An 11,028-nucleotide genomic window follows, 5' to 3' on the forward strand; every position below is an offset into this window, starting at 1 on the left:
GCTGCCGGCCGCCACCCACATCCTGGGCACCGCGGTACGCCCGTAGGCCCTGCCGGGCCGGGGCTTGGCGCGCAGTTCCCCGCGCCCCTGAGCCAAGGCGCCCCGAAGGGGCGCGGGGAACTGCGCGCGCAACCACGGCGCAGGCGCAGTCCGCAGCGCACGGGCAGGGGCAGCCCCGACCCGGCAGCCCGCCCGGCCCGGCAGAGGGCAACCGCGACCCGCAGGGCACGCTCTAGCCGAGGTCCCCGCGAAGCGGACCCGGCGGCATGTTGTACGGCGTCACCACCTGGATCGGCGACGGCAGCGCGGGGCCGTCGTCGGGCAGCGCACGGTGCGCCCGCATGATGAGCTGGCAGGCGCGCCGCAGGTCCTGCCGCAGGTCGTGGTGGAGGACGGCGGAGATCCGGTGCCCGCGCAGCAGCCGGGTGTTGTCCTGGTCCAGGTCGTGCGCGATGAACACGGCGCACTCACGCCCCAGGGTGTCGAACGCGTCCAGCGTCGCGGCGTTGCCGCCGCCTATCGAGTAGACGGCGTTGATCTGCTCGTCCCGCTTGAGCGCCTCCAGCACCAGCTCGCGCTGGGCCGCGTCCAGGCCGTCGCTGCCGGTGACCTCCACGAGGGACCGCTCCGGCCGGCTCGTGCGCACCGCGCTGCGGAAGCCCATCTCGCGTTCCTCCTCGTTGCGGAAGGAGCCGCGGCTGATGGTGGTGAGCACGCTGCCGGGCCGGCCGCCGAGCCACTGGCCCAGCAGATAGGCGGCGGTGGCCCCCGCCGCGCGGTTGTCGATGCCGACGTATCCGACGCGGGCGCTCCCCGGCAGGTCGGTGACCAGCGTGACGACGGGGATCCCGGCGGCGGTCAGCCGGCCGACGGCGGCGACCACCTCCGGCAGGTCCGGCGCCTTGAGGATCACCCCCTGTGTGCCCCGCCGGGCGATCCTGTCCAGCGCCGCGGTCAGCTCGGCCGCCGAGCCGGTCTCCCGGAAGTGGAAGCGGGAGCGCAGCACGGCGGGGTGCAGGGAGGGCAGCTCGGCCTCCAGCGCGTCCCGCACGGCGGTGGAGAACCGCTCCGGCGCTTGCATCACGATGTCGACCATGAAGGTGCGCCCGCCGATCCGGACCTGGGAGCGCTGCCGCTCCAGATCCCGGATCGCCTGCCGGACCTCCAGGGACGTGCTCTCCCGCACCCCGCCGCGGTCGTTGAGGACCCGGTCGACGGTGGCTTCGCTCAGCCCGGCCTGACGGGCGATCTCCCGGATCGGAAAGGGGTGGCGCATCGCGGATCCCGAGTGGTTGGTGAGGGGTTTTTGATGGCATTCTGCGGATTGAATGAGGGGCTCGGGTTCTCAAGACTGGCAGAAGTACCACGGCTTCGAAAGGACCCCGGATGTCCCGTACAGCAGCGCAGGGCGCTCCCGCGCGGACGTGGCCCGGCACGGTGGACCTCAGCGCGGAGGACTGCGACCTGGACGCGTTCCGCGAGCTGGTCGGGCAGCGCACCGACCCCGGGCAGTACCCCGCGGCCGAGCGCGTCGAGCAGAACGTCCCGCACTACGACAGCGGACGGCTCACCGCCCTGGCGGCCGCCCCGGAGGGCGCCCGCGCCGTGCGCGAGGAGCTGGTCCGCGCCCTGCTGGACGGGCCCGGCGTCGTCGTACTGGCCCGCGCGTTCCCGGACCCGGCCGTCGTGGACCGGGCCTCGGACGTCTTCCGCGCGCTGATCGAGGACGAGCGCGCGCGGGGCGCCGGGCGGGGCGACCACTTCGCCGCGCCCGGCGCGAACGACCGGGTGTGGAACGCGCTGGAGAAGCTGGCGCTGCGGGCGCCGGACGTGTTCGCCGACTACTACGCCAACGAGGCGCTGGCCCTGGTCTGCGGGGCCTGGCTCGGCCCGGCCTACCAGCTGACCTCACAGGTCAACGTGGTCAACCCGGGCGGCGCGGCGCAGCGCCCGCACCGCGACTACCATCTGGGCTTCCTCTCCCAGGAGCAGGCCGCGAGCTACCCGGCGCACGTCCACCGGCTGTCGCCGTTCCTGACCCTGCAGGGCGCCGTGGCCCACTGCGATATGCCCGTCGAGTCCGGCCCGACGCTGTATCTGCCGCACTCCCAGAAGTACGAGCCGGGCTATCTGGCCTGGCGGCTTCCCGAGTTCGCCGGGTACTTCGACGAGCACCGGGTGCAGCTCCCGCTGGAGAAGGGCGACGCGGTGTTCTTCAACCCCGCGCTCTTCCACGCCGCCGGGCACAACCGCTCGGCGGACATCCGGCGCATGGCCAATCTGCTCCAGGTCTCCTCGGCCTTCGGCCGCGCCATGGAGACCGTCGACCGGGCCGCGGTCGCCGCCGCGGTCCACCCGGAGCTGCTGCGCCGCAGGGCCCGGGGCGCGCCGGAGGCGTCGCTGCGCCGCGTCGTCGCCGCGGCGGCCGAGGGCTATCCGTTCCCCACCAACCTGGACCGCGACCCCCCGGTCGACGGTCTGGCGCCGCCCTCGCAGGCGGACACCGTCTGGCGGGCCGTGGCCGAGGGCTGGACCCCGGACCGGCTGCGCCAGGACCTCCAGGCGGGCGACGAGCGCCGCCGTAGCTGAAGGAGACACCCACCCATGGGACTGCTGGACACCAAGGTCGTGCTGGTCAACGGCGGCAGCCAAGGCGTCGGCGCGGCCGTCGTGCGGGCGGCGGTCCGCGAGGGCGGCAGCGTCGTCCTCACCGGCCGCCGGGACGACGTCGGCGCGGCGCTCGCGGCCGAGACGGGAGCCCGCTTCGTCCGCGCGGACCTCGCGGACCCCGTCCAGGCGCGCGCCGGGGTCGACGCCGCCGTGGCCGCGTACGGCCGCGTCGACTGCCTGGTCAACGCCGCGGGGCTGACCTCGCGCGGCTCGCTGCTGAACACCTCGCCGGAGCTGTTCGACGCGCATATGGCCGTCAACCTGCGCGCCCCGTTCTTCGCGATGCAGGCGGCGGTCGCCGATATGACGGCCCGCGAGGCGCCGGGCACCATCGTGAACATCGGCTCCAACTGCGCGGACGGCGGCCCGCCGCACCTGGCGCCGTACTCGGCGGCGAAGGCCGGGCTCGCGGGCCTGACCCGCAACGCCGCGCACGCCCACCGCTGGGACCGGATCCGGATCAACACCCTCAACATCGGCTGGACGGACACCGAGGGCGAGGACGCCACCCAGCGCGCCTTCCACGGGGCGGGCGACGACTGGCGGGAGCAGGCGGCGAAGGGCCTGCCCATGGGGAAGCTGGGACAGCCCGACGAGATCGCCGACTTCGTCGTCTTCCTGCTCTCCGAGCGCAGCGGCGTGGTCACCGGCTCGGTCCTCGACTGGGACCAGACGGTACCGGGTGCGTCCGACTGACCGGCGCGGGCGCTGGCCACCGGGGGCCGCCGCCCGGCAGGACCTCCGAGAACAACGAGAGAGCAGGCGTAGACAGATGCGTATAGGAATCATGGGGCTGGGCCGGATCGGCGCGTTCCACGCGGAGACCCTCGCGGGGCTCGACGAGGTGGAATCCCTGGTCGTCACCGACCCGGTGGCCGCGGCCACCGCCGCCGCAGCGGAGCGGTTCGGGGCTCAGGCGGTGGACTCGCCGGAGGCCGTGCTGTCCGCCGGGGTGGACGGCGTGGTGATCGCCGCCGCGACGGACGCGCACCCGGAGCTGATCCGCGCCGCCGTCAAGGCGGGTCTCCCCGTCTTCTGCGAGAAGCCCGTGGCACGCGGCGTCGCGGAGAGCCTGGAGGTGCTGCGCGCGGTCGAGGACAGCGGCGTCGAGGTGCACATCGGCTACAACCGGCGCTTCGACCCGGGCTGCGCCGCCGCACGGCGCGCCGTGCTGAGCGGCGAGCTCGGCCCGCTGCACACCGTGCGCTCCACGACGCTGGACCCGGCGCCGCCGCCGGAGGCGTACGTGGCGGTGTCCGGGGGCATCTTCCGGGACTGCGCCGTGCACGACTTCGACACCGTCCGCTGGGTCACCGGCCGCGAGGTCGCCGAGGTGTACGCGGCCGGGGGCAACCGGGGCGCCGACTACATCGCCGCCGCCGGCGACGTGGACACCGCGTCCGCGCTGCTGACCCTGGACGACGGCACCCTGGCAGTCGTCTCCAACACCCGGCACAACGCGCGGGGCTACGACGTGCGGCTGGAGCTGCACGGCATGCGGGACAGCATCGCGGTGGGGCTGGAGGACCGGCTGCCGCTGCGCTCCGTCGAGCCGGGCGCCGTCTTCCCCGGCGGCACCCCGCACGACTTCTTCATGGACCGCTTCGCGGGGGCCTACCGCGCCGAACTGGCCGCGTTCACCGAGGTGGTGGCGGGAGCCCGGACCGCTCCGTGCACGGTGGCCGACGCGATCGAGGCCGGCTGGGTCGCGGAGGCGTGCGCCCTGTCCCTGAGGGAGCACCGCCCGGTCGCCCTGGACGAGGTCCGCACGGGGTGAGGGCCGGGGCGCCCCCGGCGGGGGCGCCCCGCCCAGGGCGCGGGGAACTGCGCGCCGAGCCACGGCGAACCGGCAGCAGGCGACGCACCGCAAGGGGCGCCCGGGGCCCGGTCAGGACGCTCCGGGCTGCAGCTCCTCCTCCTCGGGGAGCTCCTCCACGTCCACCCCGCTCACCTGACCCAGCTCGTGCTTGAGCGCCGCCAGCTCCGCGCCGCCCGCCATGTGGTTCGTCAGCTCCTCCAGGCCGATCTCGCTGCGGGGCGCGCTGAGTTCCAGGGTGCCCAGCCGCAGGACGCTGAAGTGGTCGCCGACCATATAGGCGTGGTGCGGGTTGTGGGTGATGAAGATGACGCCGAGCCCGCGGTCGCGCGCCGCGGCGATGTACTTCAGCACCACCCCGGACTGCTTGACGCCCAGCGCCGCCGTGGGCTCGTCCAGGATCAGCACGCGGGCGCCGAAGTAGACGGCGCGCGAGATGGCGACGGACTGCCGCTGCCCTCCGGAGAGGGTGCCGATGGGCTGCTCCAGGTTGTCCAGCACGATGCCCATGTTGCGCAGCTCCGCGTCCGCCGTCTCCTTCATCCGGGCCACGTCGAGGCGGCGCAGCGGCCAGACGCCCCGGGTCATCTCGGAGCCCAGGAAGAAGTTGCGCCACACCGGCATCAGCGGCACTGTCGCCAGGTCCTGGTAGACGGTGGCGATACCGCGGTCGAGGGCCTCGCGCGGGGTGCCGAAGCGCACCGGGGCGCCGTCGACGAGGAAGTCGCCCTCGGTGTGCTGGTGCAGCCCCGATATGATCTTGATGAGGGTGGACTTGCCCGCGCCGTTGTCGCCGAGGACGCAGGTGACGTTTCCCGGGTGGACCGCGAGGTCCACGCCGTGCAGCGCGCGGATGTTGCCGTACGACTTGCCGATGGAGCGCAGCTCGACGAGCGGGCGGTCCCCGTCGTCCGGCGCGGAGTCCGCGAGGATCGCGCCGTGGGTGCCGGTCGTACCGGTCGTACCGGTGGTGTCGGATGTCATGGGATCACCTCCGGGTCGCCGTGCGGCGGACCCACAGATTGACGAGCGTGGCGCCGAGCAGCATCACGCCGAGGAACGCCTTGAACCAGTCGGGGTTCCAGCCGGCGTAGACGATGCCCTGCTGCACCATGCCGAACATGAACGCGCCGAAGACGGGGCCGACGGCCGAGCCGTAGCCGCCGGTCAGCAGGCAGCCGCCGATGACCGCCGCGGCGATGTAGATCAGCTCCTGGCCGACGCCCTCGCCCGACTGCACGGTGTTGAACGAGAACAGCTGGTGCATGCCGACGAACCAGGCACCGAAGCCGACGGCCATAAACAGCGCGATCTTGGTGAAGTCCACCGGGACGCCGACCGCGCGGGCGCTCTCCTTGCTGCCGCCGACCGCGAAGGTCCAGTTGCCGAACTTGGTGCGCAGCAGGACCCACGTGGCCAGCGCCGCGAAGGCGAGCCACCACACGACGGTGATCTTCACCTCGACGCCGCCGAGGTCGAAGGACGAGGCGAACACCGACTTCGCCTGGTCGAAGCCGTCCATGTCGCTGATGTTGTCGGTCGCCACATTGCCGGTGATCAGCTTGGTGACGGCGAGGTTGACGCCCTGGAGGATCAGGAAGGTGCCCAGGGTGACCAGGAAGCTCGGCAGCCCGGTGCGGACCACCATGAAGCCGTTGAACGCGCCGATCGCCAGCGAGACCGCGAGTGCGAAGACCACACCGACCCAGACGTTCTGGGTGAGCTGGTAGCTGAGCATGCTCGCGGCCAGCGCCGAGCCGACCACCGCGACACCGGCCGACAGATCGAACTCGCCGCCGATCATCAGCAGCGCCACCGGCAGCGCCATGATGCCGATCGTCGAGGACTGGTAGAGGATCGTGGCCATGGAGTCGGCCTGGCGGACGGCCGGCGCGGTGGCGAAGAAGAAGACGAACACCGCGGCGGCGCCGAGCAGCACCCCGACCTCGGGCCGGGCCAGCAGCCGGAGCACCAGGGAGCGCTCGGAGGTGCGGCCGTCCTTCTCGGGGGCCGGCGGGGCCGGGGGCGCGTCGCCCGTGGCCGGTGCCGTGGTCTGGGCCATGGCCATCACCGGGTTCCCTTCGCGGCGAACCCGGCGATCTCGTCGGCGTTGGACTTGTCGACGAAGGCCGGGCCGGTCAGCACGGGCTGCTCACCGCCGCCGCTGAAGTTGCCGTTGTTCTTGTAGAGCCACAGCGAGTCCACCGACAAGTAGCCCTGCAGATAGGGCTGCTGGTCGACCGCGAACTGGATCTTGCCGTCCTTGACCGCGGCGACCAGCTCCTTGTTGAGGTCGAAGGTGGACACCTTGGCGTCGCTGCCCGCGTCGGCGACCGACTGCGTCGCGGTCATCGCGAACGGGGCGCCGAGGGTGACCACGGTGTCGACGGAGGAGTCCTGCTTGAGCTTGGCCGTGATGGTGGACTTCACCGACGGCATGTCGGTGCCGTTGACATAGAGGGTGTCGGTCTTGCCCTTGAAGCCGTTCTTGACGCCCTTGCAGCGGGTCTCCAGCGCCACATGCCCCTGCTCCTGGATCACGCAGATGGCGTGTTTGGCGCCCTCCTTGTTCAGCCGCTTGCCGAACGCCTCGCCCGCGATGAGCTCGTCCTGGCCGAAGTACTGCAGCAGCCCCTGCTTCTTCCAGTCGTCGAGGCCCGCGTTGAAGCCGACGACGGGGATCCCGGCCTTCCGGGCCTTGGCGATCACGTTCCGCATGGCATCCGGCTTGGCCAGGGTGACGGCGATGCCGTCCACCTTCTGGTCGATGGCGTTCTGCACCAGATTGGCCTGGTCGGACGCCTTGGGCTCGCTGGAGTAGACGAGCTTGACGTTGTCCTTGGCGGCGGCGGCCTGGGCGCCCTTGCGGATGGTGTCCCAGAAGGTGTCGCCGGGTGCCGCGTGCGTGATCATCGCGACCGTCATCCGGGGGGTGTCGGCCTTGCCGGCCGAGACCGCGTTGGCGCGCTCTTCCACCTTCTTGCCGCCCTGGCTGCTGGTGCAGCCCGCGGCGAGCAGGACGCCCGCCGCCACGGCGGCGACGGCGGGGACGAGTCTGCGGGGACGGAGGTGAGACGTGCGTTCCATCTTTCCGGCACCTCACTGTGCGAAAGGGGAGGAGGAGCCCCTGGCCGGAAACGACCGGCCAGGAGCCCGGAGTCATGTGCCGTTCACACGGCTGTTTCCTATGCCGCAGATGGAAGCCCCGGAGCCGGGGTCACGTCAATATGTAAAGACATCTTTTCTCCGTCACGGATCGATGACGGCGCGGCCCTGACGGCTCAGACGGCGTCCCGCAGCATCGAGCGCAGATGCTCGACGCTGGTCCACACGTCGTCCACCGGGCCCCGCTCCCTGGGCTCGGCGGTGAGGATGGTGTCCTGCTCCAGGACGTACCAGCCGCCGTACGAGCGCGCGCTCAGCTGCGTCACGATGGCCTCGACGTCCACGTCGCCCGCGCCGAGCGGCCGGTACATGCCCGCGCGGACGGCCTCGGTGTACGTCAGGCGGCCCGACTGGACCTTCGCCGCGAGCGAGGCGTCCACGTCCTTCATATGGGTGTGCGCGATCCGCTCCGGGACCTGCCGGGTGAGCTCGGCCGGGTCGGTGCCGCCGATGAGCAGGTGCCCGGTGTCCAGGCAGAGGGAGATCGACGAGCCCTCCAGCACCCGCCGGACCTCGTCGCCGGTCTCCACCATCGTGCCGACGTGCGGGTGCAGCACGGCCCGCACGCCGTGCTCGGCGGCCAGCGCCGTCAGTCGGTCGAGCTGGGACAGCAGCAGCTTCCAGCCGTCGGCGTCCAGCTCCGGGCGGGAGTCGTAGCCGTCCTGGCCGGTGACGGCGGAGAGCACCAGGGTGTCCGCGTGCGAGGCGGCGTAGCTCTCCAGGAGCCGCGCCACCTCGGGCAGCGGGTCGTGCCCGGGTACGTGCAGCAGCAGCGGGGTGAAGCCGCCCACGGCCCGCAGTCCGTGGCTCGCCAGCACGCCGGCCAGCGCCTCCGGTGTGCCGGGCAGGAAGCCCTCGGGTCCGATCTCGGTGGCCGCCAGCCCGACGTCGCGCATCTCCTTCAGCACCCGGTCGGGGGCCAGCTGGTAGCCCCAGCCGGGCACCTCGCACACCCCCCAGGAGATGGGTGCGCCCGCGATCCGCTGCAGCGGTGAGGTGTTCATACGGTGGCCTTTCAGGAGGGGAGGGAGAAAGGGGCCGAACCGGCACCCGGCGCCACGGTAGGTTTTCCCGCGCCCTCCTTGAAGGCCCGCAATCCATCATTAACCCCTCAACAGGGGCTCGGTTTCCCCTCAGCTCATGGTGCGCCGCAGGGTCTCTAGGCCCGCGTCGGGGCTCCGGCGGTCTCCGGGGAGCCGCCCTCGGAGGCATCGGCCGCGTCCGCGGCCCCGCGCGAGGGCGCGGGAATGGTGAGGGCCACCCCGGCAGCGGCCACCGCCACACCGCATCCGATCAGCAGCCCGACCCGGAATCCGCTCTCCGCCGGCAGGGTGTGGCCGCCCATCGTCGTCGTGAGCTGGGCCAGCACGACACCGGTGACCGCCGCTGAGAACGAGGTGCCCAGCGAGCGCATCAGCGTGTTGAAGCTGTTCGCGGCGGCCGTCTCGGACTGCGGCACCGCGCTCATGATCAGCGCGGGCATCGCCCCGTACGCCAGCCCCACCCCGCTGTTGATCACCATGGTGACCACCAGCAGCCCCCACGTGGAGCCGAGCAGCGCCATCGACAGACCGTACCCGCAGGCGACCACCAGCGCGCCCGAGACCAGGGTGAACCGGGGGCCGCGTGCGTTGGTCAGCATGCCGCCCAGCGGCGAGACCGCCATCATCATCAGCCCGGATGGCGCCATCCACAGGCCCATCGCCAGCATCGACTGGCCGAGCCCGTAGCCGGTCTCCTCCGGTAGCTGGAGCAGCTGCGGGATGATCAGGGCCTGGGCGTACATGCCGAAGCCGATCAGCACCGAGGCGGCGTTGGTCAGCAGGACCCGCGGCTGGGCCGTCGTCCGCAGATCCACCAGCGGCTCACGGGTGCGCAGTTCCCAGCGGCCCCAGGCGAGCAGCAGCAGCACGGCAGCCGCGAACAGGCCGAGCGTGGTCCCCGAGCCCCACCCCCAGTCGGCGCCCTTGGACACCGCGAGCAGCAGGCACACCAGTCCGCCGCCGAGCCCCACGGCGCCGACGGCGTCGAAGCGCTGGCCCGCGGCGCCTGCCGGGGTGTCGGGGACGAGGAACCAGATCATGACGCCGATCATCGCGGCCAGCGCCGCCGCGCCCCAGAACAGCGCCCGCCAGCTGACGTAGTCGGCGACCGCCGCGGAGATCGGCAGACCGAGGCCAGCTCCGATGCCCATGGACGCGCTGACCAGCGCGATACCGGAGCTGAGCCGGCGGGCGGGCAGGACGTCCCGCAGCAGGCTGATGCCCAGCGGCACCACGCCCATGCCCACGCCCTGCAGCCCGCGTCCGGCGACCATCGGGCCGACGGACGAGGTCACCGCGCACACCACCGACCCGGCCAGCAGCGGGAGGCAGCACAGCAGCAGCATCCGGCGCTTGCCGATCAGGTCGCCGAGCCGCCCGCTGACCGGGGTGAAGACCGCGGCGGACAGCAGGGTCGCCGTGACCACCCAGGAGGCGTTGGACGCGGAGGTGTCCAGGATCCGCGGCAGCTCGCCGAGCAGCGGCGTCACCAGTGTCTGCATGATCGCGGCCACGGTGCCGGCGAGGGCCAGCGTCGCGACGACCCCGCCGGTGCGGGCCGGAGGCGCGTGCGCCTCCGAGGTCTCGTCCATGAGGGGGCTCCTCTGCTGTTGTGGCGGTTGTGGCGGTCAGGCGATATGCATAGTACACATGATGTGCATCATGCATATCACCCTTATCGCGGCGCACGCCCCGTGATAGGGGTGTGAGCAGGGGAGACCCCTCGACACCGGGGGCTCCGCACGCACAGGAGGACGTCCATGGCCAAGCCCACGCACCTGGTCGAGTACGAGCACATGCTGCTCGGCCGCTACCTCCATCTGCACCGGTCCCGGGGGCGGCGCACGGGCGGCGGGATGGAGCGGAGCGCCTACATCCTGCTGAGCCGGATCCGGCGCCAGGGGCCCATGTCGATCGGCGAGCTCAGCGAGGCGTTCGGCACCGACGCCTCCACCCTCAACCGGCAGACCGCCGCCGCCATGCGCGCGGGCCTCGTCGAGCGCATCCCGGACCCGGACGGCGGCATGGCCCGCAAGTTCCGCACCACCGAGGAGGGGGAGCGGCGGCTCGACGAGGAGCGCGAGGGGAACATCCGCGACCTGGACCGGGTGATGGCGGACTGGCCCGACGAGGACATCGCCGCGTTCGCCGCGTACCTCAAGCGTTTCAACACCGACATCGAGCGGCTGGACGGCCGCCCCTGGCCCCGCCCGTAAGCCCCGCTGCGGCGCGGGTGCCCTGCCAGGGGCGCGGGGAACTGCGCGCCCGGCCGCGACGCTGCCGCGGTCCGGCGCGTACGGGAAGGGGCAGCCCCTTCCCGCTCGTTGCGGGCTG

At 72.5% G+C, this 11,028-nt stretch carries 10 protein-coding genes; 4 read left to right on the plus strand and 6 right to left on the minus strand.

Annotated elements, in window-relative coordinates:
• Window positions 1-232: 232 nt before the first annotated feature.
• The gene (locus G5C65_RS21390) at window positions 233-1,276 is read right to left on the minus strand and encodes a LacI family DNA-binding transcriptional regulator (protein WP_165300514.1); all 1,044 of its coding nucleotides are present in this window, start codon (window positions 1,274-1,276) and stop codon (window positions 233-235) included.
• A 110-nt stretch (window positions 1,277-1,386) separates the two neighbouring features.
• Here G5C65_RS21390 and G5C65_RS21395 point away from each other — a divergent pair, with 110 nt between their 5' ends.
• From G5C65_RS21395 to G5C65_RS21405, 3 genes are all read left to right on the plus strand, one after another.
• Window positions 1,387-2,589, plus strand: a complete 1,203-nt coding sequence (locus tag G5C65_RS21395) for a phytanoyl-CoA dioxygenase family protein (protein ID WP_165300515.1) — start codon at window positions 1,387-1,389, stop codon at window positions 2,587-2,589.
• Between the two features lie 15 nt (window positions 2,590-2,604).
• Complete coding sequence (locus tag G5C65_RS21400) at window positions 2,605-3,366, plus strand: SDR family oxidoreductase (protein WP_165300516.1); 762 nt, start codon at window positions 2,605-2,607, stop codon at window positions 3,364-3,366.
• Between the two features lie 76 nt (window positions 3,367-3,442).
• Window positions 3,443-4,447 carry a Gfo/Idh/MocA family protein gene (locus G5C65_RS21405; protein ID WP_165300517.1) on the plus strand — a complete coding sequence of 335 codons (1,005 nt, stop codon included), beginning with the start codon at window positions 3,443-3,445 and terminating at the stop codon, window positions 4,445-4,447.
• A gap of 111 nt (window positions 4,448-4,558) precedes the next feature.
• Here the strand turns inward: G5C65_RS21405 and G5C65_RS21410 are convergent, their stop codons facing one another.
• The 5 genes from G5C65_RS21410 to G5C65_RS21430 all read right to left on the minus strand — a co-directional run bounded on the left by G5C65_RS21410 (window position 4,559) and on the right by G5C65_RS21430 (window position 10,286).
• Entirely contained in the window at window positions 4,559-5,470 is a 912-nt protein-coding gene (locus G5C65_RS21410) for an ATP-binding cassette domain-containing protein (RefSeq protein WP_165300518.1), read from the minus strand.
• A gap of 4 nt (window positions 5,471-5,474) precedes the next feature.
• Window positions 5,475-6,554 (minus strand): ABC transporter permease, encoded by a 1,080-nt coding sequence (locus G5C65_RS21415; protein ID WP_165300519.1) that lies wholly within the window; start codon window positions 6,552-6,554, stop codon window positions 5,475-5,477.
• On the minus strand, window positions 6,554-7,573 hold the full coding sequence (locus G5C65_RS21420; protein WP_165300520.1) for a sugar ABC transporter substrate-binding protein: 1,020 nt from the start codon (window positions 7,571-7,573) through the stop codon (window positions 6,554-6,556). Before G5C65_RS21420 ends, G5C65_RS21415 begins: the two co-directional genes overlap by 1 nt.
• 194 nt (window positions 7,574-7,767) lie before the next feature.
• Window positions 7,768-8,655: a sugar phosphate isomerase/epimerase family protein gene (locus G5C65_RS21425; protein WP_165300521.1), complete on the minus strand. Its 888-nt coding sequence runs from the start codon at window positions 8,653-8,655 to the stop codon at window positions 7,768-7,770.
• Between the two features lie 155 nt (window positions 8,656-8,810).
• The gene (locus G5C65_RS21430; protein ID WP_165300522.1) at window positions 8,811-10,286 is read right to left on the minus strand and encodes an MFS transporter; all 1,476 of its coding nucleotides are present in this window, start codon (window positions 10,284-10,286) and stop codon (window positions 8,811-8,813) included.
• A gap of 168 nt (window positions 10,287-10,454) precedes the next feature.
• Between G5C65_RS21430 and G5C65_RS21435 the strand changes: the two genes are divergently transcribed.
• Entirely contained in the window at window positions 10,455-10,910 is a 456-nt protein-coding gene (locus tag G5C65_RS21435; protein ID WP_165300523.1) for a MarR family winged helix-turn-helix transcriptional regulator, read from the plus strand.
• The last annotated feature ends 118 nt before the right edge of the window (window positions 10,911-11,028 follow it).

Origin of the sequence: Streptomyces boncukensis (assembly GCF_011045075.1) — a bacterium.
Taxonomy (GTDB): Bacteria; Actinomycetota; Actinomycetes; order Streptomycetales; family Streptomycetaceae; genus Streptomyces; species Streptomyces boncukensis.

Bases quoted from the DNA above. Each gene is read 5' to 3' on its own strand.
- G5C65_RS21405 (WP_165300517.1), top strand. From the start codon at position 3,443: ATGCGTATAGGAATCATGGGGCTGGGCCGGATCGGCGCGTTCCACGCG.
- G5C65_RS21400 (WP_165300516.1), top strand. From the start codon at position 2,605: ATGGGACTGCTGGACACCAAGGTCGTGCTGGTCAACGGCGGCAGCCAA.
- G5C65_RS21415 (WP_165300519.1), bottom strand. From the start codon at position 6,554: ATGGCCATGGCCCAGACCACGGCACCGGCCACGGGCGACGCGCCCCCG.
- G5C65_RS21420 (WP_165300520.1), bottom strand. From the start codon at position 7,573: ATGGAACGCACGTCTCACCTCCGTCCCCGCAGACTCGTCCCCGCCGTC.
- G5C65_RS21430 (WP_165300522.1), bottom strand. From the start codon at position 10,286: ATGGACGAGACCTCGGAGGCGCACGCGCCTCCGGCCCGCACCGGCGGG.
- G5C65_RS21390 (WP_165300514.1), bottom strand. From the start codon at position 1,276: ATGCGCCACCCCTTTCCGATCCGGGAGATCGCCCGTCAGGCCGGGCTG.
- G5C65_RS21395 (WP_165300515.1), top strand. From the start codon at position 1,387: ATGTCCCGTACAGCAGCGCAGGGCGCTCCCGCGCGGACGTGGCCCGGC.
- G5C65_RS21435 (WP_165300523.1), top strand. From the start codon at position 10,455: ATGGCCAAGCCCACGCACCTGGTCGAGTACGAGCACATGCTGCTCGGC.
- G5C65_RS21425 (WP_165300521.1), bottom strand. From the start codon at position 8,655: ATGAACACCTCACCGCTGCAGCGGATCGCGGGCGCACCCATCTCCTGG.
- G5C65_RS21410 (WP_165300518.1), bottom strand. From the start codon at position 5,470: ATGACATCCGACACCACCGGTACGACCGGTACGACCGGCACCCACGGC.